Source organism: Streptomyces sp. MNU89 (genome assembly GCF_020982505.1).
GTDB lineage: Bacteria > Actinomycetota > Actinomycetes > Streptomycetales > Streptomycetaceae > Streptomyces > Streptomyces xinghaiensis.
In genome coordinates this window covers 2,110,039-2,134,932 of sequence record NZ_JAJKLL010000001.1, presented here as the reverse complement: position 1 = coordinate 2,134,932, position 24,894 = coordinate 2,110,039, and the positions used below count along the sequence as shown (strand labels likewise).

The following is a 24,894-nucleotide window of genomic DNA, read 5'->3' as shown; positions in this document are numbered from 1 at the left end:
GCCAGGGGTTGCGTTTTGGTGGGCTATGGTGTAATTGGCAGCACGAGTGATTCTGGTTCACTTAGTCTAGGTTCGAGTCCTGGTAGCCCAGCAAGAGATCCCCGTAGAACTCTCTTGTGTGTGACGTTCGCAGGTTTTCGCCTGCGTGTGCAGTGACTAGCCCCCGTTGTGTAGCGGCCTAGCACGCCGCCCTCTCAAGGCGGTAGCGCCGGTTCGAATCCGGTCGGGGGTACAGATCCTTGCAGCCGGTGCCGTCGGGTAGCTCCCGGCGGGGCCGCGCCCCGGGATCGCTGGGGCCCCCGTTGTGTAGCGGCCTAGCACGCCGCCCTCTCAAGGCGGTAGCGCCGGTTCGAATCCGGTCGGGGGTACTGGTCTATACCATGGGCTATGGTGTAATTGGCAGCACGAGTGATTCTGGTTCATTTAGTCTAGGTTCGAGTCCTGGTAGCCCAGCGCGTCACGCGCATGTGTCTCCCGTCTCGGCGGCTGCCTCGGCGATGGACGCAGCGTCCGCAGGCCCCCGTTGTGTAGCGGCCTAGCACGCCGCCCTCTCAAGGCGGTAGCGCCGGTTCGAATCCGGTCGGGGGTACGCACGGCAGAAGGCCCTCCGCTTCGGCGGGGGGCCTTTTCGTATGGCTCGCTCGTAATGCCGCTCGCCGGTTCCTCCGGAGGGCGCGGCGGGCCCGGGGCGCCGCCGGTACGGCCGTCACCGCCGTACCGGCTCCGAACCCGCGAGGCGGCGAGGGGTTCAGCCGCCGTTGCGGCGCAGGGCCTCGGTGAGCCGGCCCGCGGCGTCGATGACCGCCTGGGCGTGCATCCGCCCCGGGTGGCGGGTCAGCCGCTCGATCGGTCCGGAGACCGAGACGGCGGCCACGACCCGGTTCGACGGTCCGCGCACCGGCGCGGAGACGGACGCCACCCCCGGCTCCCGCTCGCCGATGGACTGGGCCCAGCCCCGGCGCCGTACCCCGGAGAGGGCGGTGGCCGTGAACCGGGCGCCCTGCAGGCCGCGGTGCAGCCGCTCCGGCTCCTCCCAGGCCATGAGGATCTGTGCCGCCGAACCGGCCTTCATCGGCAGGGTGGAGCCGACCGGCACGGTGTCCCGCAGTCCGGACAGCCGTTCCGCCGCGGCCACGCAGATGCGCATGTCCCCCTGGCGCCGGTAGAGCTGCGCGCTCTCCCCGGTGACGTCCCGCAGGTGCGTGAGAACCGGGCCGGCCGTCGCCAGCAGCCGGTCCTCGCCCGCCGCGGCGGCCAGTTCGGCCAGCCGCGGGCCGAGGATGAACCGGCCCTGCATGTCCCTCGCCACTATCCGGTGATGCTCCAGAGCCACCGCCAGCCGGTGGGCCGTGGGGCGGGCGAGACCGGTCGCGGCGACCAGCCCGGCGAGGGTGGCCGGACCGGACTCCAGAGCGCTCAGAACCAGAGCTGCCTTGTCGAGAACGCCGACCCCGCTGGAGCCGCTAGAGTTGTCCATGCGTCGATATTCGCGTCTCAGAGTATGAAACGCAAGTTCATATTTCCCCGGAAGCCGCCAATCTGTAAGAGCGGCCCGTGGTGGAACGGCGGTTGGACATCCGGCGGACACCCGGCTCCGGGCAGGACCAGCGCCCGGCGGCACCGGTACGCGCACCCGCCCCGCGGATCACCGGGGGACGGAACGACAAGCCGAGATGGGCCGGCAGAGCCGCCGGCCGGAGGGAAAGCGATGGGACGGACACTCGCGGAGAAGGTCTGGGACGACCACGTCGTCCGGCGCGCGGAAGGCGAGCCCGACCTTCTCTTCATCGATCTGCACCTGCTGCACGAGGTCACCAGCCCGCAGGCGTTCGACGGGCTGCGCAAGAACGGCCGTCAGGTGCGGCGCCTGGACCTCACCATCGCGACCGAGGACCACAACACCCCCACCCTCGACATCGACAAGCCGATCGCGGACCCGGTCTCCCGGGTCCAGCTGGAGACGCTGCGCAAGAACTGCGCGGACTTCGGGGTACGGCTGCACCCGCTGGGCGACGTCGAACAGGGTGTCGTCCACGTGGTGGGACCGCAGCTGGGACTCACCCAGCCCGGCATGACGGTCGTCTGCGGTGACAGCCACACCTCCACCCACGGCGCCTTCGGCGCGCTGGCCTTCGGCATCGGTACCAGCCAGGTCGAGCACGTCCTGGCCACCCAGACCCTGCCGCTGGCCCCGTTCAAGACCATGGCGATCACCGTCGAGGGCGAACTGCCCGCGGACGTCACGGCCAAGGACCTGATCCTGGCGGTCATCACGAGGATCGGCACCGGCGGCGGCCAGGGCTACGTCATCGAGTACCGCGGCGAGGCCATCGAGAAGCTCTCGATGGAGGCCCGGATGACGATCTGCAACATGTCGATCGAGGCCGGCGCCCGCGCGGGCATGATCGCACCGGACGACACCACGTTCGCCTACCTCCAGGGCCGCCCCCACGCCCCGCAGGGGGAGGACTGGGACGCGGCCGTCGCCTACTGGAAGACGCTGCGCACGGACGAGGACGCGGTCTTCGACCACGAGGTCGTCATCGACGCCTCCGCCCTCGCGCCGTTCGTCACCTGGGGCACCAACCCCGGCCAGGGCGCACCGCTGTCGGCCTCCGTGCCGGACCCCTCCTCCTTCGCGGACGCCAGTGAGCGGCACGCCGCGCAGAAGGCCCTGGAGTACATGGGCCTGACCGCCGGGCAGCCGCTGCGCGAGGTGGGCGTGGACACCGTCTTCGTCGGCTCGTGCACCAACGGCCGGATCGAGGACCTGCGCGCGGCCGCCGCGATCCTCGAGGGGCGCAAGGTCGCCGACGGGGTGCGGATGCTGGTCGTCCCCGGATCGGTGCGGGTGGCCCTGCAGGCGGTCGAGGAGGGCCTGGACCGGGTGTTCACCGCGGCCGGCGCCGAATGGCGCCACGCGGGCTGCTCGATGTGCCTGGGGATGAACCCCGACCAGCTCCAGCCCGGTGAGCGGGCGGCGTCCACCTCCAACCGCAACTTCGAGGGGCGGCAGGGCAAGGGCGGGCGGACCCACCTGGTCTCCCCGCAGGTCGCCGCGGCCACCGCGGTCCTGGGGCATCTGGCCTCCCCGGCCGACCTGTCCGACATCCCGGCTCTCGTGGAGGCCTGAGACATCATGGAAGCGTTCACCACCCACACCGGCCGGGCCGTACCGCTGCGGCGCAGCAACGTCGACACCGACCAGATCATCCCGGCGCACTGGCTGAAGAAGGTCACCCGCGACGGTTTCGAGGACGGGCTCTTCGAGGCCTGGCGCAAGGACCCGCAGTTCGTCCTCAACCAGGCGGAGTACCAGGGCGCGAGCGTGCTGGTGGCCGGCCCCGACTTCGGCACCGGCTCCTCCCGCGAGCACGCGGTCTGGGCGCTGCAGAACTACGGCTTCAGGGCCGTGGTCTCCTCCCGCTTCGCCGACATCTTCCGCGGCAACTCGCTGAAGAACGGGCTGCTGACGGTGGTCCTGCCGCAGGAGACCGTCGACACCCTGTGGGAGCTGACCGAGGCCGACCCCCGTACCCCGGTCACCGTCGACCTCGTCGCCCGCGAAGTCCGCGCCCCGCGCCCGGACGGCACCGTCCTCACCGCCGCGTTCGAGCTCGACGAGAACGCCCGCTGGCGGCTCCTGGAGGGGCTGGACGACATCAGCCTCACCCTGAAGAACGAGGCCGACATCGCCGCCTACGAGACATCCCGCCCCGCCTTCAAGCCCTCCACCACGGTGGTCTGACAGGCCTGTTCGCACCTGTCCCCGGTACGGCCCGTGAGCCGTACGGACCACCGCGCCCCCCGCCCGCAGGCGGGGGGCGCGGCCGTGTGCGAGGCTCTTTTCCGAAATGGGTTGACGCCCGGTGGGGCGACAACTCGCCGCAGATGGCACAATCTGTGCATGGAACGCGACCCTCAACTCCCACTTCACGAGCTCGTCGCGGGCCGCCTCAAGGAAGCGCACGCGCGAGTGCGTTCCCTGCAAGTCACCGAGGATGAGCGGATGGCGCTCTCCCGGAAGCTGCTTGCCATCACGGCCGCCGCCAAACACGATCTCCCCCGCGCGGCACGGCGTCTGGAGCGCTTCATGCAGGACCTCGACGACAGCCGATTACGGCGTGGCACACGTACGTAACGGTCGAGATCCATTGCGGCACAAGGGTGATTAGACCGTTTCGTCTTTGATTTGCGGTATATATCTGCCTAACGTGCGAAATCGCCCGAACTGATTCGTTCAGGCAATGTCTCCGAAGGGGAAGACGTGAACAAGGCGCAGCTCGTAGAAGCGATCGCGGACAAGCTCGGTGGTCGGCAGAACGCCGCCGACGCCGTTGACGCGGTGCTGGACGCGATCGTCCGCGCGGTGGTCGCCGGAGACCGGGTCTCGGTCACCGGATTCGGCTCGTTCGAGAAGGTCGACCGTCCGGCCCGGTACGCCCGCAACCCGCAGACCGGAGAGCGGGTGCGGGTCAAGAAGACCTCCGTGCCCCGCTTCCGCGCCGGCCAGGGTTTCAAGGACCTGGTGAGCGGGAGCAAGAAGCTTCCCAAGGGAGGCGAGGTGGCGGTGAAGAAGGCGCCCAAGGGCAGCCTCACGGGCGGGGTTTCGGCCCGCGCCACCACCAAGGCCGCGGCGAAGAAGGCCGCCGCGAAGAAGGGGGCGGCGAAGAAGACCACCGCCACCGCGCGCAAGACCGCCGCGAAGAAGGCGGCACCGGCGAAGAAGGCGACCGCCGCCAAGAAGTCCACGGCCAAGACCACCGCGGCCAAGAAGGCGCCCTCGAAGAAGTCGGCCACCGCCAAGACCTCCAAGACGGCACCGGCCAAGAAGACCACCGCCAAGAAGGCGCCGGCCCGCAAGGCCACCGCGCGCAACACCGCCGCGAAGAAGACGGCCGGCCGCAGGAAGTAGGCGGGCCGCACGGCAGCCGTCACACCCCCACGCTGGGCCGGGCTCCTCGGGGAGCCCGGCCCGCGGCACGTCCGGGGCCTGCCGGAACAGCCGGCGGCAGCAAGGGCCGGGGGCGAAGAGCAGCGGGGAAGGGCCGGTCAGAACGTCTGCAGGGTCACCAGGGAGATCCGCCGCGCTCCCCCGGCGCCGCCCGGCCGCGCCGGTCCGCCCTCCGCGGGCCCGTCCTCCGCCAGTTCGATCCGCACCCGCTGGCCCGGCCTCAGCAGCCGCAGCCCGCCGGCGTCGAAGGCCGCCGCGTCGAATTCCACGGGCGTGCCGTCGTCGAGCAGTACGCTCCCGCAGCGGGTTCCGGCGTCATAGGTGTAAGCGGTGGCCTGCATAACGGCAGCGTAGCCGCCGGCGGCTCTACTCGGCGATCCGCGGGCGGCCGGTGAGAGCGGCCGTACGGATTCCGACGCCGAGCCGGAGGGCGGCCCGCAGATCCTCTCCGGTGTCCACGTCGCGCCGCACCGAATCAACCCCGGCCACGGTGATTTCCACGGCCCCGGACCGGCGGTGCCGATTCCGGGAAGGGCCGCCGAAAGCCGGGGCGAGTTCCACCCCGGGGGAGGCGGAGAGGAAAGTCGTTCCCGTTCCCATGGCGTCCGCCAGAAAGGCCCGGGGAAATGCCGCGGCGGCCGACAGCACCCGCGCCAGTTCCGCGGGGCGCAGGGCGGGGAGATCGGCGTTGAGCACCGCCACCGGGGCGTCCGGCCGCCGGACCCGTACGGCCCGCGCACCGTGGGCCAGCGCGGGGTTCAGGCCCGCGCCCGGAGGGTCCGGCAGCACCCGCGCGCCCAGCCGGGCCAGTTCCGCCCCGGCCAGCCGATCGTCCGTGACGACCACCACATCCCGGACCCCCGGAGCGGCCGCCGCGGCTGTCACCGTGTCCTGCGCGAAGGCCAGCGCGAGCCCCGGGCGCAGTTCCTCGCCCGCCGCGTCCGCCAGCCGGCTCTTGGCCACGGCCAGCGGCTTCAGCGGTATCACCAGCGACCAGTCCACGCCCGAGCCATCTCCCTCGTCCGCCCCGCCGTTCCCCCCGTATTCTCACCCGCCGCCGGAACCGGTGGCCGGGCCCGGGGATACCGTGTGCTCGACAGAGCGGGACCCTGGGGCGACACTTGTGCGGCTGCCCACCCGCAGCCCGACAGGTCCCACGAGGAGGGTGTCCGAGTGTCCCGCCGCAGAATCGGCTTCTGGTACCGCTTGGCCGCGGCCATCGCGAAACCGCCGCTGCTCCTCTTCTTCAAGCGGGACTGGAGCGGAATGGAGAACCTTCCGGCGGACGGCGGATATATCACCGCGATCAACCATAATTCCGCCCTGGACCCGCTTTCGTACGCGCACTTCCAGTACAACACCGGACGGGTGCCGCGATTCCTCGCCAAGGCGCCGCTTTTCCGGGTGCCGTTCGTCGGCATGATCCTGCGCGGCACCGGCCAGATCCCCGTCTACCGCGAATCGACCGACGCCGCCAACGCCTTCCGCGCCGCCGTCGACGCGGTCAACCGGGGCGAGTGCGTGGCCTTCTACCCGGAGGGCACCCTCACCCGCGACCCGGACCACTGGCCGATGCAGGGCAAGACCGGCGCCGCCCGGGTCGCGCTGCTCACCAAGGCGCCGGTGATCCCGGTGGCACAGTGGGGCGCCAACGAGGCCGTGCCGCCGTACGCCGGCACGAAGAAGATCCGGCTCTTCCCCCGCAAGACGCTCCGGGTCCAGGCCGGTCCGCCGGTGGACCTCTCCGAGTTCTACGGCCAGGATCCGACCGCCGAGGTCCTGCGCGCCGCCACCGAGACCATCATGGTCTCGATCACCGCGCTCCTCGCCGAGATGCGGGGCGAACCCGCGCCGGAACAGCTCTACGATCACAGCAGGGCCCGCGCCGGGCAGCGCGGGAGGCGGCAGGAACGGCAAGGACAGGGGGATGGCGCGTGACGCGCTGCGCGGTCTACGGAACGGGATCATGGGGGACCGCTTTCGCCATGGTGCTCGGCGACGCCGGCTGCGAGGTGACCCTCTGGGGCCGCCGCGCGGAGGTCGTCGACGCCGTCAACTCCGGCCGGACCAACCCCGGCTATCTGCCCGGCGTCGAACTGCCGCCGACCGTGCGGGCCACGACCGACCCCGCCGAGGCCGCCCGCGGTGCCGAGTTCACGGTGCTCGCCGTCCCCTCGCAGAGCCTGCGCGGCAATCTGGCCCGGTGGGCGCCGCTGCTGCCGTCCGAGACCGTGCTCGTCAGCCTGATGAAGGGCGTGGAACTGGGCACGGCCAAGCGGATGAGCGAGGTCATCGAGGAGGTCGCCGGTGTTCCGGCCGAGCGCGTCGCCGTCCTCACCGGACCCAACCTCGCCCTGGAGATCGCCGCCCGGCAGCCCGCCGCCTCGGTGGTCGCCTGCTCCGACGAGTCCGTCGCCCGGCGGCTCCAGGCCGCCTGCCACACCCCGTACTTCCGCCCGTACACCAACACCGACGTCGTCGGCTGCGAGCTGGGCGGCGCCGTGAAGAACGTCATCGCGCTGGCCGTGGGCATCGCGGACGGCATGGGGCTGGGCGACAACACCAAGGCCTCACTGATGACCCGCGGCCTGGCCGAGACCAGCCGGCTCGGGGCCGCGATGGGCGCGGACGCGCACACCTTCGCCGGGCTCGCCGGCATGGGCGATCTCATCGCCACCTGCTCCTCGCCGCTCTCCCGCAACCACACCTTCGGCACCAACCTGGGCCGCGGCATGACGCTGGAGCAGACCATCGCGGCCACCAAGCAGACCGCCGAGGGCGTCAAGTCCTGCGAGTCCGTGCTCGATCTGGCCCGGCGGCACCGTGTCGACATGCCGCTGACCGAGACCGTGGTGGAGATCGTCCACGACGGCAAGCCGCCGATGGTGGCCCTCAAGGACCTGATGGCGCGCAGCGCCAAGGCCGAACGCCGCTGACGGTCTCTCAGCCCGGCCGGCCCCGCGCGCTCCGGCACCGCGCCCCGCCGTACCGCCTCCGTCCGGGCCTACGCCGCGGAACCCGTCCACGCCGATGCGGCACCGGTGGCTGCCGCGGTGCGGGGTGCGCAGGGTAGTCTCAAGCCGATATGAGCAGCGAGTCATCCACCCAGAACCCCGCGCCCGCCTCCGCCCCTGCCGCGGCCCGTGCCACCGGCCGGAAGCCGCGCGTCGCCGTCGTGTTCGGCGGCCGCAGCTCCGAGCACGCCATCTCGGTGGTCACCGCGGGTGCCGTGATGCGCGCCATCGACCGGAGCCAGTACGAGGTGCTGCCGATCGGCATCACCACGGACGGCCGCTGGGCACTCACCGCGGACGACCCCGAGCGGATGGCGATCAGCGGCCGCGCCCTGCCGAGCGTCGATGAGCTGGCCGAGTCCGGCGAGGGCGGTGTGCTGCTCCCGGTCGACCCGGCCGGACGCGAGGTCGTCTACACCGAGCCCGGGCAGGTGCCCAAGTCGCTCGGCGAGGTGGATGTCGTCTTCCCCGTGCTGCACGGCCCCTACGGCGAGGACGGCACCCTGCAGGGGCTGCTGGAGCTGTCCGGGGTGCCCTATGTCGGCGCCGGGGTGCTCGCGTCCGCCGTCGGCATGGACAAGGAGTACATGAAGCGCGTCTTCACCTCCTTCGGCCTGCCGGTCGGCCCCTACACGGTGATCCGGCCGCGCGAGTGGGAGCAGGGCACCGGCGCCGAGCGCGGCGCGGCCGCCCGCAAGAAGATCGTCGACTTCGCCGCCGAACACGGCTGGCCGGTCTTCATCAAGCCCGCCCGGGCGGGCTCCTCGATGGGCATCAGCCGGGTGAGCGGTCCGGAGGAGCTGGACGAGGCGGTGGCCGAGGCCCGCCGGCACGACCCCAAGATCCTGGTCGAGTCGCTGCTCCGCGGCCGGGAGATCGAGTGCGGTGTGCTGGAGTTCGAGGACGGCCCGCGCGCCAGCGTGCCCGCCGAGATCCCGCCCGTCACCTCGCACGACTTCTACGATTTCGAGGCCAAGTACATCGACTCGGCGGCCGGCGTGGTCCCCGCCCCGCTCACCCCCGAGGAGACCGCCCGGGTACGGGAGCTGGCCGTGGAGGCCTTCGACGCCGCGGCCTGCGAGGGGCTCGTCCGCGCCGACTTCTTCCTGCAGGAGAACGGCGAGTTCGTGATCAACGAGATCAACACCATGCCGGGTTTCACCCCCATCTCCATGTACCCGCGGATGTGGCAGGAGAGCGGCGTGAGCTATCCCGAGCTGGTGGACCGCCTGATCCAGGCCGCCCTGCGGCGGCCGACCGGGCTGCGCTGAGCCGCGCGCCGCGGCGGAGCGCCAGTGCTGTGACCGGGCAGGTTCACCGGCTCACGACGCCCGGAACCACCCCGAGCCGTACGGGCAGGGGGCACGCACGCCGGGCTCCTCGGGCGGGAGGCACCCCCACGCGCCGCGGTGTCGCAGGTGTCGCACCGCACCGGACACCGCGGGCTTCCCGCCGGACCTCCCCGGTCACAGCGCTAGAGCGCGTCCGGAATGGTTCCCTCGACGGCGTCGGCGAGGTCCGTCAGCGGATTGACCTCGGGCCGGTACTCCCGGGGGACGGTCACCTCGACGTACGCCTTGCGCAGGGTGGTGGTGAAGCGGTATCCGTTCTCCTGCTGCTCGGGAAGCCAGAGCACGCCGTTCACCTCTATCCCCTCGGCCGTGGGGTTGTAATGCGCGGTCCCCGGTGTGAGGACCTCGGGGCGGGGCACCCCGCAGCGCAGCTGCACGGCGGGGTCGCCCCAGTCGGCGGCGAACTCGGAGGGGGGCTCGGTTCCGCTCCGCCCCAGTCCGTCCACCTTCGCCGGCAGTTCCCGGTACAGCGCCCGGCAGAGCTTCGCGGTCTCGGGCGAGGGGGTGGGGACCGGACGGCCGCTGTCGCCGGAGGAACAGCCCGCCGCGGCCAGGGATATGACGGCGGGCAGCCAGAGAAAACGGCGGAAGAGGGTGTTCACCCGGTCGAGACTACCCAGCCGGGCCGGGCGCATGCCGGGCGCCCCGGTGTCTCAGAAGTGGACGACGGGGCAGGTCAGGGTGCGGGTGATGCCGTCGATCTGCTGCACTTTGGCCACCACGAGGCGCCCCAGCTCGTCGACGGTGTCGGACTGGGCGCGCACGATCACGTCGTACGGACCGGTGACGTCCTCGGCCTGGATGACCCCGGGAAGCTTGGAGACCAGTTCGGCGACCGACGAGGCCTTGCCGACCTCGGTCTGGATCAGGATGTACGCCTGTACCACGGAACCTCCAGGGCGGCTACGAGGATCATGTGGGAAGAAGGGACGCCACGGTACCGCGCCGCCGGGCGGCGCGGGGAGACCCCGCACGGCCTGTGGCGCCCCCCGCCGCCCGGCGGGACACAGCAACGACCGACACTGCCGACGCCGCGGTCGGCACGGGAGACCGAGTACCGGGCCGGGGCCGTCGCGCCCGCCGGGCGGAGATAGGGGCACAGGGATGAAGGGCACCGTGGGGGAGTTGGGCGAGTTCGGCCTCATCAGGGAGCTGACCTCGCGGCTCACCACCACCCCGGCCGTGCGGCTGGGGCCCGGCGACGACGCGGCGGTCGTCGCGGCACCGGACCGGCGGGTCGTCGCCAGCACGGACATCCTGCTGGAGGGGCGGCACTTCCGCCGCGACTGGTCCACCGCCTACGACGTCGGCCGCAAGGCCGCGGCGCAGAACATGGCGGACATCGCGGCCATGGGCGCGGTCCCCACGGCGCTGCTGCTCGGCCTCGTCGTCCCCGCGGAACTGCCGGCGACCTGGCCGGCCGAGCTGATGGACGGGCTGCGCGACGAGTGCCAGGTGGCGGGGGCCGCCGTGGTCGGCGGTGATGTGGTGCGCGGAGAGACGATCACGGTCTCCATCACCGCCCTCGGCGATCTCCGCAACGCCGAGCCGGTGCTGCGGTCCGGTGCCCGGCCCGGCGATGTCGTGGCCGTCACCGGCTGGCTGGGCTGGTCCGCCGCCGGGCACGCCGTACTCTCCCGCGGCTTCCGCTCACCGCGCGCCTTCGTCGAGGCGCACCGGCGGCCCGAACCCCCGTACCACGCCGGTCCCGCGGCGGCGGCGCTCGGCGCCACGGCCATGACCGATGTCAGCGACGGCCTGATCGCCGACCTCGGGCACATCGCGGAGGCCAGCGGGGTCCGGATCGACGTGCGCTCCGGCGCGGTGGACATCCCCTCGCAGATGTCCGACATCGGGCAGGCCGTGGGCGTCGACCCGCTGCACTGGGTGCTGAGCGGCGGGGAGGACCACGCCATCGCGGCGGTCTTCCCGCCGGAGACGAAACTGCCCGCCCGCTGGCGGGTGATCGGCGAGGTCCTGGGCCGCTCGGCGCTGCCTCAGGTCACCGTGGACGGGGCGCCGTGGGAGAAAGCGGGCTGGGACCACTTCGGGGAGGACGCGGACGCCGGGTAGATTCCCTGACCGTGGACATATCACCGCGGCCGCTTCCGGCCCCGCAGACGCCCCCGCTCGTGCTCACCGTCGCCGGCTCCGACTCCGGTGGCGGCGCGGGCGTCCAGGCCGATCTCAAGACGATGCTGGCTCTCGGCACCCACGGTATGAGCGTGGTCACGGCCGTCACGGCGCAGAACTCGCGCGGTGTGCAGGGAGCCTGGGAACTGCCCGTGGAGGCGGTACGGGCGCAGTTCCGCAGCGTGGTGGACGACATCGGCGTGCACGCCGTCAAGACCGGGATGCTCTCCTCGGCCGGACTCGTGGAGGCGGTGGCGGAACTCCTCGGCGGTATCGGGGCGCCCGTGGTCGTGGACCCGGTCGGGGTCTCCAAGCACGGCGACCCGCTGCTGGCCGCGTCGGCGCTGGAATCCGTACGGACCCGGCTGCTGCCCGCCGCGACCGTCGCCACCCCGAACCTGCCCGAGGTCGAACAGCTCACCGGAGTCCGCGTGGAGCGCGAGGACGATCTGCGCCGGGCCGCGGACGCGGTGCTCGCCCTCGGCCCGCGCTGGGCGCTGATCAAGGGCGGTCATCTGGCGGGCGAGGCGGTGGACCTGCTCACCGACGGCCGCGAGGAGCACCGGCTGCGCGCCGCACGGCACGACAACCGGCACACCCACGGCACGGGATGCACCCTTGCCGCCGCCATCGCGGCGGAGCTGGCGAAGGGGGCGGAGGTCCCGGCCGCGGTCACGGCGGCCAAGAAGTACGTCACCGGGGCGATCGCCGCGGGCTTCCCCCTGGGGTCGGGGATCGGCCCCGTGGACCACGGCTGGCGGTTCCGCTGAACCGGGCGCGGTCCGGGCCGGTGGCCGCCGGGGGGCACGGCCGGCCGGGAAGCCCCGCCCGGCGCCGGTGTACCGGCCCCGGACATGCGGAAAGCCGGTCCGCCCGGAAGGCGGACCGGCTTCGGCAACCGGCCAAGGGCTGCGCTACGACGGAAACGTCAGCGCGAGACCTTGCCGGCCTTGATGCACGAGGTGCAGACGTTGAGCCGCTTCGGCGTCCGACCGACCACAGCGCGCACCGTCTGGATGTTGGGGTTCCAACGACGGCGAGTGCGGCGGTGCGAGTGCGAAATGTTGTTGCCGAAGCCCGGCCCCTTGCCGCAGACGTCGCAGTTGGCAGCCACGGGTCACTCCAAAGACTTCAGATGCACGTACGGTGAATCCCCGGCCTGCCGGGGATCGAATTCGATGACCGGTGCCGCCGGGGGAGAATGTCCCGACTCGGGTCGGGCAACCGGAGCAGCATACAACGACCGCTCCCGTACAAGAAAACTACCATGGGCGCCCGGCCCCCCTCCCGGGCGGAGCCCGTCCCGCGGCTACGCTGCCGACGGCTCCCCGCCCCGGTCTGAGGAGGACATCGGTGCCCGACACCCTCGACGCCGCCATGGTGCGCACCTGGTGCGGACTGGCCCTGGAGGCGCTGGGGAAGGCCCGCGAGAGCATCGACGCGATCAACGTCTATCCGGTCGCCGACGGGGACACCGGCACCAATCTGTACTTCACCGTCGAGTCCGCGGCCCAGGCCGTCGAGGCGGTCTTCGCCGCCCACGCGGAGATGGCCGCCGTCCCGGCCGCACCCGGCGGCGGAGGGAAGCCGGCGGGGCGGCGCGGGGCCGGGGCTGCCGGCGCTGCCGGACGCGCTGCGCGCCATGACACACGGCGCGCTGATCGGCGCCCGCGGCAACTCCGGCACCATCCTGTCGCAGATGCTGCGCGGACTGGCCGAGGTGCTGGCCGTGCCCCGGGAGGCGGCCGCGGAAGCCGCCCCGGAGCCGGGCGGCCGGGCCGGCGGCGAGCGGCTGCGCCGGGCGCTGCGGCGGGCCGGCGATGCCGCGTACCGTGCCGTGGCCCACCCGGTCGAGGGGACGATGCTGACCGTGGCCGCGGCCGCGGCGGACGCCGCCGAGCGCGCCGGGGGAGGAGCCGCCGAGGTGGTGCGGGCGGCGTACGAAGGGGCACGCGCTGCCCTGGAGGAGACCCCGGAGCAGCTGGACGTGCTGGGCCGCGCCGGTGTGGTCGACGCGGGCGGCTGTGGGCTGGTGACCGTCCTCGGCGCCCTGATGGAGGCCGTCACGGGGGAGAGCCCCCGCCCGGTGGGAGGCGGCCGGGACCGGCCCGGCCGCGCTCCGGGCCCGTCGGCCGGACAGCCGGCGGCGGCCGCCGACTCCGATGCCACTGGTGTCACTGGGGCGACTGGGTCCACCGATGCCGCCGCTGTCGGCGCCGATGCCGCCGCGGAGCCCGCCGTCTGCACCGGTGAGGGGCCGGCCTACGAGGTCATGTACCTCCTGGAGGCGGGCGACGAGGCCGTGGAGACCCTGCGGGCACGGCTGGACCCGCTCGGCGACTCCCTGGTTGTGGTCGGCGGCGACGGGCTGTGGAACGTCCATGTGCACGTCGACGACGCCGGAGCCGCCGTCGAGGCCGGGATCGAGGCCGGTCGCCCGTACCGGATCCGCGTCACCCACTTCGAGCCGGAGACCCAGCGTGCCGGGCAGCCGCCGCGCGCCCAGCGGGCGGTCGTCATGGTGGTCCCGGGCGACGGGCTGGCGGAGCTGTGCCGCGAGGCGGGCGCGACGGTGGTCACCGTGCGCCCCGGGGAGCCGCCCGCCGCCGGTGAACTCGTGGAGGCCATCCGCCGGGCGCACGCCCGCGAGGTCGTGCTGCTGCCCAATGACACCGCCCTGCGGCACACGGCGGCCGCGGCCGCCGAGCAGGCGCGGGCGGAGGGCATACGGGTCGCCGTCGTTCCGACCCGCTCGCCGGTCCAGGGCATCGCGGCCCTGGCCGTGCACGAACCGGAGCGCCGCTTCGACGAGGACGTCGTCGCCATGACCTCCGCGGCCGGCGCCACCCGCCACGCAGAACTCGCGGTGGCCGAACACCGCTCCTGGACCATGGCCGGTGTCTGCCAGGCCGGTGACGTGCTCGGACTCATCGACGGGGATGTCGCCGTGATCGGGCAGGACCTCGCCACGACGGCCGAGGCCGTCCTGGAGCGGATGCTGGCCGCGGGGGGCGAGATGGTCACCCTGGTGCTCGGCGCGGAGGCACCCGACGCGCTGGCGGACCACCTGGAGGACCGGGTCCGGCAGGGGCACCTGGCCGTCGACACCGTCGTCCACCGGGGCGGCCAGCCCTCCGTACCCCTGATCATCGGCGTCGAGTAGACGCGCCCCGCCGGGCGGCGGCCGGACGCTCCCGGGCGGAAGACGGCTGCGGCTGGCCCTCTCTGTCGCACCCATGGTGTGCAATGGACGGCGTGCCCGCCCTGGACGAACCCCTGAAGAAGACAGTCGGCGGCAACACCGCGAAGGTGTTGGCCGAGCAGCTGAACCTGCACACCGTCGGCGATCTGCTGCACCACTACCCGCGCCGGTACGCCGAGCGCGGAGAGCTCACCCGCCTCGCCGACCTCCCGCTCGACGAACACGTGACCGTCGTCGCCGAGGTCGCCGACGCCCGGCTGCTGACGTTCAACAAGGGCAAGGGCGTGCGTCTGGAGGTCACCCTCACCGACGGCAGCGGGCGGCTCCAGCTGGTGTTCTTCGGGCGGCCCGCCCGGCACCACCAGCGGGAACTGGTGCCCGGCCGGCGCGGCATGTTCTCCGGCAAGGTCGGCGTCTTCAACCGCACCCGGCAGCTGGCCCATCCGGCATACCAGCTGCTGGACCGCGACAGCGACCTGCGGGACGCCGAGGCGTGGGCCAACGAGCTGATCCCCCTCTACCCGGCCTGCGCCAAGATGGAGTCCTGGAAGATCTCCCAGTCCGTCGGCACCCTGCTCGACTCCCTGGAGGCCACCGGCTGGGAACGCATCGTCGACCCGCTGCCGGAGAGCCTGCGCCGGGAGCGCGGTCTCGCGCCGCTCCCCGAGGCCTTCCGCCGGGTGCACCGGCCCGCCACCAAGGCCGACATCGACCGCGCCCGGGAACGCCTCAAGTGGGACGAGGCGTTCGTGCTGCAGACCGCCCTGGCCCGCCGCCGGCACGCGGAGTCCCAGCTGCCCGCCGTCCCCGGGTCCCCGCCCCGACGGCCTCCTGGCCGCCTTCGACGCCCGGCTGCCTTTCACCCTCACCGAGGGCCAGCGGCAGGTCTCCGCCGAGATCTTCGCCGATCTGGCCGCCGAGCACCCCATGCACCGGCTGCTCCAGGGCGAGGTGGGATCCGGCAAGACCCTGGTCGCGCTCCGCGCCATGCTGGCCGTCGTCGACACCGGCGGCCAGGCCGCGCTGCTCGCGCCGACCGAGGTGCTGGCCCAGCAGCACCACCGTTCCGTCACCGAGCTGATGGGCGAGCTGGCGGAGGGAGGGATGCTCGGGGGCGCCGAACACGGCACCAAGGTCGTCCTGCTCACCGGCTCCATGGGCGCGGCCGCCCGCCGCGCCGCGCTGCTGGACCTGGCCACCGGCGAGGCGGGCATCGTCATCGGCACCCACGCCCTGATCGAGGACAAGGTGCGGTTCCACGATCTGGGGCTCGTCGTGGTGGACGAACAGCACCGCTTCGGCGTCGAACAGCGTGACGCCCTGCGCTCCAAGGGCAAGCAGCCCCCGCACCTGCTCGTCATGACGGCCACGCCCATCCCGCGCACCGTCGCCATGACCGTCTTCGGCGACCTGGAGACCTCGGTCCTCGACCAGCTCCCCGCGGGCCGGTCCCCGATCGCCAGCCATGTCGTCCCCGCCGGGGAGAAACCGCACTTCCTCGCCCGAGCCTGGGAACGCCTGCGCGAGGAGGCGGAGGCGGGCCACCAGGCATACGTGGTCTGCCCCCGCATCGGGGACGAGGAGGACGCCCCCGCCCCCGCGCGGCGCAAGGCAGCCCCGGCCGAGGAGGACGCGGAGCGCCGCCCGCCGCTCGCCGTCCTGGACGTCGCCGAACAGCTCGGGCGCGGGCCCCTCGCCGGGCTGCGGGTGGAGGTCCTGCACGGCCGGATGCAGCCCGAGGCCAAGGACGACGTGATGCGCCGCTTCTCCGCGGGCGAGGTGGACGTCCTGGTGGCCACCACGGTGGTCGAGGTCGGTGTGAACGTCCCCAACGCCACGGTGATGGTGATCATGGACGCGGACCGGTTCGGGGTCTCCCAACTGCACCAGCTCCGCGGCCGGGTGGGCCGCGGCAGCGCCCCCGGCCTCTGCCTGCTGGTCACCGAGATGCCCGAGGCCGCCCCCGCCCGGGCCCGGCTGGGCGCGGTCGCCGCCACCCTGGACGGCTTCGAGCTCTCCCGGATCGACCTGGAACAGCGCCGGGAGGGCGACGTGCTCGGCCAGGCCCAGTCCGGCGTGCGGTCCAGCCTGCGGATGCTGGCCGTCATCGAGGACGAGGACGTCATCGCGCAGGCCCGGGAGGAGGCGTCCGCGCTCGTCGCCGCCGACCCGGAGCTGGAGCGGCACCCGGAACTCAGGACCGCCCTCGACGCCCTGCTGGACGCCGAGCGCGAGCAGTTCCTGGACAAGGGCTGAACGGGATCCGGAGGAGGCCCGGGGAAGGGCCGCGGCACCGGTCAACGCCCGCCGCCGCGGGCCCCGTTGTCAGTGCCCGATGGGAGAATGTACCCAGTCCGGACCGATCCCGACGGGGATCGGCGGATTGGATCCCTGGGGGCTGATTTCATGGCATTCCGGCATCTCAACGAACTCCCGCTCGGTGACAAAATCTTCCGCATCGAGCTCGCCAGCGACGACGACTCCACCGTCACCCTCACCCTCACCGGCTGGCAGGAGGACGCCCCGGAGACGCTCCTCGCCTCCGGCGCGCTGACCCTGCCGCTCACCGACGTCCCCGCGCTGCGCATCGCGCTCAACCGGGCGCTGCGCGCCCTCGCGCTCGTCGCCGACGTGGCCGAGCCCATCCCCGACCGCGACGTCCTGCGCGAACTGTTCCCCGGCCACGGCGCCCCCTGGGTGCCCCAGCACGAGGAGGACCTCACCCAGCGCTTCCACGCCGGCGAGACCATCGCCCGGATAGCCGCCCGCTTCGGCCGCACACCCGACTCGGTGCGGACCAAGCTCCGTGAGCTGGGCCACGACCCCCGCCGCCCCGACCACTGCCCGCCCGACGGCTGCCTGTCCTGGTCCCGGTACGCCTCCCCGGCCCTGGTCGGAGCCGGTGCGCCCGCCGCGCCGGAGGCGGAGGAGGCGCCACGGGGCTGACGCCCTATCGTGGGACGAAACCAGCGCGCCGGGGCGGCGGCCGGCAGTGGCCGCCGCCCCGGCCCACCGCGAAGGGCCCCACGATGACCCGCGTGATCGCCGGAGCAGCCGGCGGCCGCCGCCTGGCCGTGCCGCCGGGCACCGGCACCCGCCCCACCTCCGACCGGGCGCGCGAAGGGCTCTTCTCCACCTGGCAGTCCCTGCTGGGCGATCTCGACGGCCTCCGCGTGCTCGACCTCTACGGCGGCTCCGGCGCCGTCGGCCTGGAAGCGCTCTCCCGCGGCGCCGCCCATGTCCTGCTGGTGGAGTCCGACCAGCGGGCCGCGCGCACGATCCGGGAGAACGCCCGCGCGGTCGGCATGCCGGGGGCCGAGGTCCGCGCCGCCCGGGCCGAGCAGATCGCGGCCGGGCCCCCGCCGGAGCAGCCGTACGACGTGCTCTTCCTGGACCCGCCCTACGCCGTCACCGACGACGATCTCCGGGAGATCCTGCTCACACTCCGCGCCCGGGGGTGGCTGGGCGAAGAAGCCCTGGTCACTGTGGAACGCAGCACCCGAGGCGGGCAGTTCGACTGGCCGGAGGGGTTCGAGGCGGTGCGGGCACGCCGCTACGGGGAGGGCACCCTTTGGTACGGTCGCGCCGCCCCGACCCGCACGGACGTACCCACGGACGCGCCGTCGGCGAGCGAGTCATGACCGGACCGGAGAGTGAGGGACCTGTGTTGCGCCGTGCCGTCTGTCCGGGGTCCTTCGACCCCGTCACCAACGGGCATCTCGACATCATCGGCCGGGCGTCCAAGCTGTACGACGTCGTGCACGTCGCCGTGATGATCAACAAGTCCAAGCAGGGCATCTTCGCCATCGACGAGCGGCTGGACCTGCTCCGCCGGACCACCGCCGAGTACGGCAACGTCGAGGTCGAGTCCTTCCACGGCCTGCTGGTGGACTTCTGCAAGCAGCGCGACATCCCCGCGATCGTCAAGGGCCTGCGCGCGGTGAGCGACTTCGACTACGAACTCCAGATGGCCCAGATGAACCACGGCCTCTCCGGGGTCGAGACCCTCTTCGTCCCCACCAACCCCACCTACAGCTTCCTCTCCTCCAGCCTGGTCAAGGAGGTCGCGGCCTGGGGCGGCGACGTCTCGCACCTGGTGCCGCCGATCGTGCTGACGGCCCTCACCGAGCGGCTCGGCCGGCGCTGACGGGCGGGCGGCCTGCGCCGCTGTCGGCGGACGGCCGGATGGACGTACAGTCGTCCCGTCCGCGAACCGTCCCGGTCCAGAGAGTTGCGAGCATTCATGGACGTGCAGAAGAAGCTCGACGAGGTCGTCGACACCGTCAGAGGCGCCCGGTCCATGCCCATGTCGGCGTCCTGTGTGGTCAACCGCACCGAACTGCTCGCCCTGCTGGAGGAGATCCGCGAGGCGCTCCCCGGTTCCCTGGCCCAGGCGCAGGAGGTGCTGGGCGGCCGGGAGCAGGTGGTCGAGGAGGCCCGGCGCGAGGCCGAGCGCGTCATCGAGTCCGCGCACGCCGAACGTGCTTCGCTGATCTCCGGCACCGAGATCGCCCGGCAGGCGCGGAGCGAGGCCGACCGCATCCTCGGCGAGGCCCGCCGCGAGGCCGAGGAGATCCGGGCCGAGGCCGACGACTACGTGGACAGCAAGCTCGCCAACTTCGAGGTCGTGCTGACCAAGACCCTCGGTTCCGTCGACCGCGGCCGCGAGAAGCTCCTCGGCCGCGGCCCGGGCCTCGACGAGCAGGGCTACGCCGACGAGGAGGCCCCGGAGCGCAGCGCCGACCCGGCCACCCTGCGGGACCGGGCGGACGCCTATGTCGACGCCAAGTTCGGTGCCTTCGAGGCCGTCCTCGCCAAGACCCTCGAAGCGGTCGGCCGGGGGCGGCAGAAGCTCCAGGGCCGGCAGGCGATCGACGACCTGGGCGCGCACATGGCCGCCCAGGACGGTGTCGACCACCAGCGGACCAGCGACGCCGACTACCTGGCGGGCCTCGCCGCCCCGCAGGCGGACGGGCAGCCCGCCGTCCCCGCGCAGGAGCCCGCGGCCCCGGAGCAGAGCGGCTACTACGCCCCCGCCGCCGGCTACCAGCAGGACCCGTACGGCTACCAGGGCGGTTACCAGCCGGAGCAGCCGCAGCAGCCCGCCCCGGGCGACGCCTACGGCTATCCGCAGCAGGACCCCTACGCCCAGCAGACCTACGGCCACCAGCAGGGCTACGGCGGTCCGGAGACCTACGGGCAGCAGTATCAGCAGGGCCGTCCCCAGCAGGACCCCACCGCGCTGGACGAGACCAGCCTCTTCGACACCAGCATGATCGACCTCGACCAGCTGCGCCAGTACGAGCAGGGCCGCTGACCCACCGCCCCCCGGCCCGTCCGGAGCCGATTGGGTCTGCGGCGAGCCGTCCAGTATCCTGACTGTTCGGTCGCGTACGTCCGCGATCCCGGCTGCCCGCACACCCGCGGCGGGCCGCCCGTACCGCCACCGTGGAAAGCAGGAAGCCCTGAACGCCCGCCCCGACCACCGCAACCCGCTCGTGTTCGACACACATGAGCTGGGCCGCCGTCCCGGTGCGATGCAGCGGCTCTCCCGCTCCGTCGACGCACCCGCGGACCTCGGCATCGAGGTGATCGGGGTGCCCGCCGGGGCGACGGTGGAGCTCGATCTCCGTCTGGAGTCGGTCATGGAGGGGGTACTGGTCACCGGTACCGCCCGTGCACCACTCTCGGGGGAGTGCGTAAGGTGTCTGGAGCCGGTCGAGCGCGAGCTCGAAACGGACTTCCAGGAAATGTTCTCCTACCCCGACGCCGACAGCCGGACCCGCCACGAGGCGGAGCCGGAGGACGACGCCGAGGAGGAGACGTTCTTCGTCGAGGACGGTCTGATCGACCTCGAACCCGTGCTGCGGGACGCGGTGGTGCTCGCACTGCCGCTGCAGCCGGTGTGCCGGGAGGACTGCCCCGGTCTGTGCCCCCAGTGCGGAGCACGGCTCGAGGACGACCCGGACCACCACCACGACGCCGTCGACATCCGTTGGGCGGCACTGCAGGGACTCGCCGACACCGTCAAGGGCGGCGGGAAGGACAACGTGAGCGGCGCCGAAGCGGGCGCCGACGAGAAGCAGGAGAAGTAGCCGTGGCTGTTCCGAAGCGGAAGATGTCGCGCAGCAACACGCGCCACCGCCGGTCGCAGTGGAAGGCTGCGGTCCCCACCCTGGTGTCGTGCGAGCGCTGCCATGAGCCCAAGCTGCAGCACATCGCGTGCCCCAGCTGCGGGACCTACAACCGTCGTCAGGTCCTCGACGTCTGATCGGCGGGTGAGAGGCTCTATGTCGGACGCCGGCGCATCCCCCCGCAAACGCGGGGGCGAATCGGCTCAGGCGGACACGGCCTCGTCGCACACGCTGCTGGAAGGGCGGCTCGGCTACCGGCTCGAGTCCGCCCTTCTGGTGCGTGCGCTGACGCACCGCTCGTTCGCGTACGAGAACGGCGGGCTGCCCACCAACGAGCGGCTGGAGTTCCTCGGGGACTCCGTGCTCGGACTGGTGGTCACCGACACGCTGTACCGCATCCACCCGGACCTGCCGGAGGGCCAGCTGGCCAAGCTCCGGGCCGCGGTGGTCAACTCGCGCGCCCTGGCGGAGGTCAGCCGCGGCCTCGACCTGGGCTCCTTCATCCGGCTCGGCCGGGGCGAGGAGGGCACCGGGGGGCGCGACAAGGCATCCATCCTCGCCGACACCCTGGAAGCGGTGATCGGCGCGGTCTATCTCGACCAGGGCCTGGAAGCGGCCGCGGAGCTGGTGCACCGGCTCTTCGACCCGCTGATCGAGAAGTCCTCGAACCTGGGCGCCGGCCTGGACTGGAAGACCAGCCTCCAGGAACTGACGGCGACCGAGGGCCTGGGCGTCCCGGAGTATCTGGTCAGCGAGACCGGACCGGACCACGAGAAGACCTTCACGGCTGCTGCCCGCGTCGGTGGTGTCGCGTACGGCACCGGCACCGGCCGCAGCAAGAAGGAAGCGGAGCAGCAGGCGGCCGAGGCCGCCTGGCGCGCCATCAGCGAGGCCGCGGAAGCGGCCGAGACCGCGGCCGCGGCTACGGCGTCCGAGGTCGCCGGCGCCCGTGCCGCCGCCGGAGCGGACGGCGGAGCCGTCACGGCCGACGGCGACGGCACACCGGCGGACGGCACCGCGGAGGATGCCGAGCGCGCCACCCGCTGAACATCCCGCACCCTCGCGGCGCCGTCGCGGGGAGCGGACGGTACGGGCCCACCGGCAGGCGCCGGTGGGCCCGCGCCGTACCCGCCCGTCCCGCCGCCGTGCCATCCGCAGCCCCTGTTCCCCGATCCCGACCCCCATCCCCACCCCAGGAACCAGACCGCCCGGCCCGGGTCCCGGCCGGTGCCCGGAGGAGGAGAAGCCGTGCCCGAGCTGCCCGAGGTCGAGGTGGTCCGGCGGGGCCTGGAACGCTGGGTGAGCGGCCGCACCGTCGCCGGTGCCGAGGTGCGCCACCCCCGGGCGGTCCGCCGCCACACCCCCGGGCCCGAGGACTTCGCGGCCCGGCTCCGGGGTGCCCGGTTCGGGCCGGCGTACCGCCGCGGCAAGTACCTCTGGCTGCCGCTGGGCACCGTGCCCGAGCGGGACCCGGACGCCCCCTCGGCCGGCACCTCGCTGCTGGGCCATCTCGGCATGAGCGGCCAGCTGCTGGTCCAGCCCGCGGACGCCCCGGACGAGACACACCTGCGGGTCCGGATCCGCTTCGCCGACGATCTCGGCACCGAACTGCGCTTCGTCGACCAGCGCACCTTCGGCGGCCTCTCCCTGCACCCGTGGGTGCCCGGCGATCCGGAGGGACTGCCGGACGCCATCGCGCACATCGCCCGCGATCCGCTCGACCCGGTCTTCGACGAGGCGGCCTTCCACGCCGCGCTCCGCCGCCGCCGGACGACCGTCAAACGGGCCCTGCTCGACCAGACCCTGATCAGCGGGGTCGGCAACATCTACGCCGACGAGGCGCTGTGGCGAGCGCGGCTGCACTACGACCGCCCCACGGAGACCCTCACCCGCTACCGGAGCACCGAACTGCTCGGCCATGTACGGGACGTCATGCACGCGGCGCTCGCGGCCGGCGGCACCAGCTTCGACAGCCTCTACGTCAATGTGAACGGCGAGTCGGGCTACTTCGACCGCTCCCTGGACGCCTACGGCCGCGAGGACGAGCCGTGCCGCCGCTGCGGCACCCCCATGCGCCGCCGCCCCTGGATGAACCGGTCCAGCTACTACTGCCCGCGCTGCCAGCGCCCGCCGGCCCGGCGCCGTGCCGGAAGTCCCTAGTAGCCGAAGTCCTGGGTCCACCAGGGGCCGCCGTCCCCGAAGTGCGCGCCGACCCCCAGGGTGCGGTAGTCGCAGTTGAGGATGTTGGCCCGGTGGCGGGGGGTGTCCAGCCAGGCCTCCATCACCGCCTCCGCGGTCGTCTGCCCGCGGGCGATGTTCTCGCCGCCCAGCCCTTCGATGCCCAGCCTGCCGGCGCGGTCCCAGGGGGTGGTGCCGTCCGGGTCGGTGTGCGCGAAGAAGTCCCGCTCGGCCATGTCCCGGCTGAACGCCCGGGCCAGATCGGCCAGTACGGGATCCGCGGTGACGGGGGAGCAGCCGGCCTCCCGCCGCTCCCGGTTCACCAGGACGAGCACCCTCGCCTCGGCGGCCCGTTCCGGCCCGGCCCCCGGAGCGCCGGTCCGCAGGCTCTCCGCCTCGGCCGGCGCGCCGCGGGACGACCTGCGGGACGGGGCGGTCCCGTTCCCGGGAGAGGCGGTGGGGTCCCCGGCCGTCCGCCGGGGATGGGGCGGACGACGGCTCACCGGCGCCTGGGGAGGCCCCGTCGCGGGGGCCGCGTGGGCCCGGCACCCGGTCCGGCGGCGGCCCCGCCCGGTGCGGCCGCGTCCGTGGTGGCCGCCTCCCGCGGTTCGGGGGCCGCCGGAGACCCGGTCCACACGGGAGCCGCGGGTTCCTGCGCGCCGCCGAAGACATAGCCGCCCCCGCCCGGCAGCAGACCGGAGGTCACCGTGACCACGCCGACCGCGACGGCCGTCGACACTCCCAGCAGCCCCGTCCGGACCGGCGCCCGGTTCCGCCGCCCCGGCCGCTCCGCCGGCTGTGGCTCGCGGCCGGATCCGGACTCCGGGGCCGCGGGCTCGCTGCGTCGCTGGCGGCCCATGACCCACCCCTCCGCTGTACGCGTCACCGATCTCACCCGTACGAGTGAGTTTTGTTGACCGGGGACTGTACGCCATGGCACGGGGACGGATGTGCCCTCCCTGTGTCCGCCGGGATAGCGTTCCTCCATGGAGCAGGACGTCCGCCTCACCGCCTGGGTACGCGGCCGTGTCCAGGGTGTGGGGTTCCGCTGGTTCACCCGGGCCAGGGCCCTGGAGATCGGCCGCCTCACCGGTTTCGCCTCGAATCTCGGCGACGGTCGGGTGCAGATCGTGGCCGAGGGGCCCAGAGATCATTGCGAGCGTCTGCTCGACTGGCTGCGCACCGGTGACACGCCCGGCCGGGTCGATGGTGTCACCGAGATATGGGACACATTCCGGGGCGGTTACCGGGACTTCGATATCCGCTGAGCCGCCGGCCCGTGATACGGCGGCCGCCGGCGGAATGGTCCGGAGATCACCGTGAGAGAACGGCGATGACCTGGTGGTTGCCAAGAACGCGCCACCGTGCAAGGCTGCGGCCATAAGGATGATCTCCGCCCCCCGCGGGCCTTCCGGAGAGAGCAGCGCCGCATGTCAGAGCGGCGCGCCCCCGGGACGCCCGGCGATACGGGGTGTGATCGTGTTGACCGTCAAACCATTTGGTGAGACGCTGGAATCCCCGCGCACCCCACCTGTTCAGCACCGGGAATGACGGTGGTGGCAGGCACCGCGGGTGCGACTAGCTCACGACCCACACCGCATCGGTCGGTCACTCAGTGTGGAGGACCATCCATCATGGCAAAGGCGCTTCTCGGTTACGTCGGCGGTTCCGACCCGCGACTCATCGCCGAGATGCGACGGCTTCAGCAGCGCGTACAGGACCTGGAATCCGAGATCGTACGGATGCAGGCCGAGAACGACGCGCTGTCGGCCGCCGCTCATCACGGTGACTCGCTGCTCGAAAGCTTCGATGTATCCAAGGCGGAGCCGGCACTCACCTGAGGCCGGGCTTCCGGCCGGTCCGGCGGCCGGGTACCGCTGAGAATCTGCAAGGGACGCTTCGGCGTCCCTTCTTCTTTTCCGTCCGG

Annotated in this window: 26 protein-coding genes, 5 tRNA genes and 2 pseudogenes; 26 read left to right on the top strand and 7 right to left on the bottom strand. The window is 72.9% G+C overall.

The features are described 5' to 3' along the window. Window positions 1-19: 19 nt before the first annotated feature. From E4N63_RS09090 to E4N63_RS09070, 5 genes are all read left to right on the top strand, one after another. Window positions 20-91, top strand: a tRNA-Gln gene (locus E4N63_RS09090). 68 nt (window positions 92-159) lie between these two features. After that, window positions 160-232 (top strand) — tRNA-Glu (locus E4N63_RS09085). Window positions 233-295: 63 nt separating this feature from the next. Continuing rightward, window positions 296-368 (top strand) — tRNA-Glu (locus E4N63_RS09080). Window positions 369-381: 13 nt separating this feature from the next. Next, window positions 382-453, top strand: a tRNA-Gln gene (locus E4N63_RS09075). Window positions 454-516: 63 nt separating this feature from the next. Continuing rightward, a tRNA-Glu gene (locus E4N63_RS09070) sits at window positions 517-589 on the top strand. 159 nt (window positions 590-748) lie between these two features. Here the strand turns inward: E4N63_RS09070 and ndgR are convergent. Further along, window positions 749-1,477, bottom strand: coding sequence for an IclR family transcriptional regulator NdgR (ndgR, locus tag E4N63_RS09065; RefSeq protein WP_019709872.1), 729 nt, complete (start codon window positions 1,475-1,477; stop codon window positions 749-751). Window positions 1,478-1,708: 231 nt separating this feature from the next. Between ndgR and leuC the strand changes: the two genes are divergently transcribed. From leuC to E4N63_RS09045, 4 genes are all read left to right on the top strand, one after another. Continuing rightward, window positions 1,709-3,133, top strand: a complete 1,425-nt coding sequence (gene leuC, locus E4N63_RS09060; protein WP_125624760.1) for a 3-isopropylmalate dehydratase large subunit — start codon at window positions 1,709-1,711, stop codon at window positions 3,131-3,133. Window positions 3,134-3,139: 6 nt separating this feature from the next. Next, the gene (leuD, locus tag E4N63_RS09055; protein ID WP_125624761.1) at window positions 3,140-3,748 is read left to right on the top strand and encodes a 3-isopropylmalate dehydratase small subunit; all 609 of its coding nucleotides are present in this window, start codon (window positions 3,140-3,142) and stop codon (window positions 3,746-3,748) included. Window positions 3,749-3,907: 159 nt separating this feature from the next. Then, a complete protein-coding gene (locus E4N63_RS09050; protein ID WP_043469900.1) occupies window positions 3,908-4,141 on the top strand; it encodes a hypothetical protein in 234 nt (77 codons plus the stop codon). A gap of 126 nt (window positions 4,142-4,267) precedes the next feature. Continuing rightward, window positions 4,268-4,915, top strand: coding sequence for an HU family DNA-binding protein (locus tag E4N63_RS09045; RefSeq protein ID WP_125624762.1), 648 nt, complete (start codon window positions 4,268-4,270; stop codon window positions 4,913-4,915). Window positions 4,916-5,052: 137 nt separating this feature from the next. On the opposite strand, the gene E4N63_RS09040 is transcribed toward E4N63_RS09045, so the two are convergent. Together E4N63_RS09040 and cofC are read right to left on the bottom strand one after the other, a co-directional pair. After that, on the bottom strand, window positions 5,053-5,295 hold the full coding sequence (locus tag E4N63_RS09040; protein ID WP_043469894.1) for a hypothetical protein: 243 nt from the start codon (window positions 5,293-5,295) through the stop codon (window positions 5,053-5,055). Between the two features lie 25 nt (window positions 5,296-5,320). Next, window positions 5,321-5,956 carry a 2-phospho-L-lactate guanylyltransferase gene (gene cofC / locus E4N63_RS09035; protein ID WP_125624764.1) on the bottom strand — a complete coding sequence of 212 codons (636 nt, stop codon included), beginning with the start codon at window positions 5,954-5,956 and terminating at the stop codon, window positions 5,321-5,323. A 171-nt stretch (window positions 5,957-6,127) separates the two neighbouring features. Between cofC and E4N63_RS09030 the strand changes: the two genes are divergently transcribed. The 3 genes from E4N63_RS09030 (at window position 6,128) to E4N63_RS09020 (ending at window position 9,239) form a co-directional block, all read left to right on the top strand. After that, complete coding sequence (locus E4N63_RS09030) at window positions 6,128-6,892, top strand: 1-acyl-sn-glycerol-3-phosphate acyltransferase (protein WP_230240381.1); 765 nt, start codon at window positions 6,128-6,130, stop codon at window positions 6,890-6,892. After that, a complete protein-coding gene (locus E4N63_RS09025; RefSeq protein ID WP_125624766.1) occupies window positions 6,889-7,890 on the top strand; it encodes an NAD(P)H-dependent glycerol-3-phosphate dehydrogenase in 1,002 nt (333 codons plus the stop codon). Before E4N63_RS09030 ends, E4N63_RS09025 begins: the two co-directional genes overlap by 4 nt. A gap of 149 nt (window positions 7,891-8,039) precedes the next feature. Then, window positions 8,040-9,239 carry a D-alanine--D-alanine ligase family protein gene (locus E4N63_RS09020; RefSeq protein WP_230240380.1) on the top strand — a complete coding sequence of 400 codons (1,200 nt, stop codon included), beginning with the start codon at window positions 8,040-8,042 and terminating at the stop codon, window positions 9,237-9,239. A 203-nt stretch (window positions 9,240-9,442) separates the two neighbouring features. Here E4N63_RS09020 and E4N63_RS09015 read toward each other — a convergent pair whose 3' ends face one another. Continuing rightward, complete coding sequence (locus E4N63_RS09015; protein WP_125624768.1) at window positions 9,443-9,955, bottom strand: DUF3515 domain-containing protein; 513 nt, start codon at window positions 9,953-9,955, stop codon at window positions 9,443-9,445. Window positions 9,956-9,973: 18 nt separating this feature from the next. Then, window positions 9,974-10,207: an Lrp/AsnC family transcriptional regulator gene (locus E4N63_RS09010; RefSeq protein WP_019709861.1), complete on the bottom strand. Its 234-nt coding sequence runs from the start codon at window positions 10,205-10,207 to the stop codon at window positions 9,974-9,976. Between the two features lie 217 nt (window positions 10,208-10,424). On the opposite strand from E4N63_RS09010, the gene E4N63_RS09005 reads away from it, so the two are divergent. After that, entirely contained in the window at window positions 10,425-11,393 is a 969-nt protein-coding gene (locus E4N63_RS09005) for a thiamine-phosphate kinase (protein ID WP_019709860.1), read from the top strand. Between the two features lie 17 nt (window positions 11,394-11,410). Then, window positions 11,411-12,223 carry a bifunctional hydroxymethylpyrimidine kinase/phosphomethylpyrimidine kinase gene (gene thiD, locus E4N63_RS09000; RefSeq protein WP_125624769.1) on the top strand — a complete coding sequence of 271 codons (813 nt, stop codon included), beginning with the start codon at window positions 11,411-11,413 and terminating at the stop codon, window positions 12,221-12,223. Between the two features lie 158 nt (window positions 12,224-12,381). Here the strand turns inward: thiD and rpmB are convergent, their stop codons facing one another. Further along, complete coding sequence (gene rpmB, locus E4N63_RS08995) at window positions 12,382-12,567, bottom strand: 50S ribosomal protein L28 (protein ID WP_009714771.1); 186 nt, start codon at window positions 12,565-12,567, stop codon at window positions 12,382-12,384. Window positions 12,568-12,830: 263 nt separating this feature from the next. Here rpmB and E4N63_RS08990 point away from each other — a divergent pair. The 10 genes and pseudogenes from E4N63_RS08990 to mutM all read left to right on the top strand — a co-directional run bounded on the left by E4N63_RS08990 (window position 12,831) and on the right by mutM (window position 22,949). Continuing rightward, window positions 12,831-14,616 (top strand): annotated as a pseudogene (locus tag E4N63_RS08990) (DAK2 domain-containing protein). Window positions 14,617-14,699: 83 nt separating this feature from the next. Continuing rightward, window positions 14,700-16,911, top strand: a pseudogene (gene recG, locus E4N63_RS08985) (ATP-dependent DNA helicase RecG). 150 nt (window positions 16,912-17,061) lie between these two features. Beyond that, window positions 17,062-17,601, top strand: a complete 540-nt coding sequence (locus E4N63_RS08980; RefSeq protein ID WP_125626643.1) for a hypothetical protein — start codon at window positions 17,062-17,064, stop codon at window positions 17,599-17,601. Further along, entirely contained in the window at window positions 17,496-18,296 is an 801-nt protein-coding gene (rsmD, locus tag E4N63_RS08975) for a 16S rRNA (guanine(966)-N(2))-methyltransferase RsmD (RefSeq protein ID WP_308188777.1), read from the top strand. Before E4N63_RS08980 ends, rsmD begins: the two co-directional genes overlap by 106 nt. Beyond that, on the top strand, window positions 18,293-18,802 hold the full coding sequence (gene coaD / locus E4N63_RS08970; RefSeq protein WP_039822114.1) for a pantetheine-phosphate adenylyltransferase: 510 nt from the start codon (window positions 18,293-18,295) through the stop codon (window positions 18,800-18,802). The genes rsmD and coaD overlap by 4 nt, the downstream gene beginning before the upstream one ends. 96 nt (window positions 18,803-18,898) lie before the next feature. After that, complete coding sequence (locus tag E4N63_RS08965; protein ID WP_125626645.1) at window positions 18,899-19,972, top strand: ATP synthase F0 subunit B; 1,074 nt, start codon at window positions 18,899-18,901, stop codon at window positions 19,970-19,972. A 148-nt stretch (window positions 19,973-20,120) separates the two neighbouring features. Further along, window positions 20,121-20,750, top strand: a complete 630-nt coding sequence (locus E4N63_RS08960) for a DUF177 domain-containing protein (RefSeq protein WP_039822113.1) — start codon at window positions 20,121-20,123, stop codon at window positions 20,748-20,750. 2 nt (window positions 20,751-20,752) lie between these two features. Then, on the top strand, window positions 20,753-20,926 hold the full coding sequence (gene rpmF, locus E4N63_RS08955; RefSeq protein ID WP_039822111.1) for a 50S ribosomal protein L32: 174 nt from the start codon (window positions 20,753-20,755) through the stop codon (window positions 20,924-20,926). A 19-nt stretch (window positions 20,927-20,945) separates the two neighbouring features. Beyond that, window positions 20,946-21,836, top strand: coding sequence for a ribonuclease III (gene rnc / locus E4N63_RS08950; RefSeq protein ID WP_043469872.1), 891 nt, complete (start codon window positions 20,946-20,948; stop codon window positions 21,834-21,836). Between the two features lie 201 nt (window positions 21,837-22,037). After that, window positions 22,038-22,949, top strand: coding sequence for a bifunctional DNA-formamidopyrimidine glycosylase/DNA-(apurinic or apyrimidinic site) lyase (mutM, locus tag E4N63_RS08945; protein WP_125622898.1), 912 nt, complete (start codon window positions 22,038-22,040; stop codon window positions 22,947-22,949). Here mutM and E4N63_RS08940 read toward each other — a convergent pair. After that, on the bottom strand, window positions 22,946-23,302 hold the full coding sequence (locus E4N63_RS08940) for a CAP domain-containing protein (protein WP_230240378.1): 357 nt from the start codon (window positions 23,300-23,302) through the stop codon (window positions 22,946-22,948). The two genes, mutM and E4N63_RS08940, sit on opposite strands and share 4 nt — an antisense overlap. A 651-nt stretch (window positions 23,303-23,953) precedes the next feature. On the opposite strand from E4N63_RS08940, the gene E4N63_RS08935 reads away from it, so the two are divergent. Together E4N63_RS08935 and E4N63_RS08930 are read left to right on the top strand one after the other, a co-directional pair. Next, window positions 23,954-24,235, top strand: coding sequence for an acylphosphatase (locus tag E4N63_RS08935; RefSeq protein WP_043469863.1), 282 nt, complete (start codon window positions 23,954-23,956; stop codon window positions 24,233-24,235). Between the two features lie 366 nt (window positions 24,236-24,601). Next, a complete protein-coding gene (locus E4N63_RS08930) occupies window positions 24,602-24,808 on the top strand; it encodes a hypothetical protein (RefSeq protein WP_019709848.1) in 207 nt (68 codons plus the stop codon). Window positions 24,809-24,894 lie beyond the last annotated feature (86 nt).

What these genes read in the sequence shown, in the direction of transcription:
- ndgR (WP_019709872.1), bottom strand. Translation starts at nt 1,477, where the DNA reads ATGGACAACTCTAGCGGCTCCAGCGGGGTCGGCGTTCTCGACAAGGCA.
- leuC (WP_125624760.1), top strand. Translation starts at nt 1,709, where the DNA reads ATGGGACGGACACTCGCGGAGAAGGTCTGGGACGACCACGTCGTCCGG.
- leuD (WP_125624761.1), top strand. Translation starts at nt 3,140, where the DNA reads ATGGAAGCGTTCACCACCCACACCGGCCGGGCCGTACCGCTGCGGCGC.
- E4N63_RS09050 (WP_043469900.1), top strand. Translation starts at nt 3,908, where the DNA reads ATGGAACGCGACCCTCAACTCCCACTTCACGAGCTCGTCGCGGGCCGC.
- E4N63_RS09040 (WP_043469894.1), bottom strand. Translation starts at nt 5,295, where the DNA reads ATGCAGGCCACCGCTTACACCTATGACGCCGGAACCCGCTGCGGGAGC.
- E4N63_RS09020 (WP_230240380.1), top strand. Translation starts at nt 8,040, where the DNA reads ATGAGCAGCGAGTCATCCACCCAGAACCCCGCGCCCGCCTCCGCCCCT.
- E4N63_RS09015 (WP_125624768.1), bottom strand. Translation starts at nt 9,955, where the DNA reads ATGCGCCCGGCCCGGCTGGGTAGTCTCGACCGGGTGAACACCCTCTTC.
- E4N63_RS09005 (WP_019709860.1), top strand. Translation starts at nt 10,425, where the DNA reads ATGAAGGGCACCGTGGGGGAGTTGGGCGAGTTCGGCCTCATCAGGGAG.
- E4N63_RS08980 (WP_125626643.1), top strand. Translation starts at nt 17,062, where the DNA reads ATGGCATTCCGGCATCTCAACGAACTCCCGCTCGGTGACAAAATCTTC.
- coaD (WP_039822114.1), top strand. Translation starts at nt 18,293, where the DNA reads ATGACCGGACCGGAGAGTGAGGGACCTGTGTTGCGCCGTGCCGTCTGT.
- E4N63_RS08965 (WP_125626645.1), top strand. Translation starts at nt 18,899, where the DNA reads ATGGACGTGCAGAAGAAGCTCGACGAGGTCGTCGACACCGTCAGAGGC.
- rnc (WP_043469872.1), top strand. Translation starts at nt 20,946, where the DNA reads ATGTCGGACGCCGGCGCATCCCCCCGCAAACGCGGGGGCGAATCGGCT.
- E4N63_RS08935 (WP_043469863.1), top strand. Translation starts at nt 23,954, where the DNA reads ATGGAGCAGGACGTCCGCCTCACCGCCTGGGTACGCGGCCGTGTCCAG.
- E4N63_RS08930 (WP_019709848.1), top strand. Translation starts at nt 24,602, where the DNA reads ATGGCAAAGGCGCTTCTCGGTTACGTCGGCGGTTCCGACCCGCGACTC.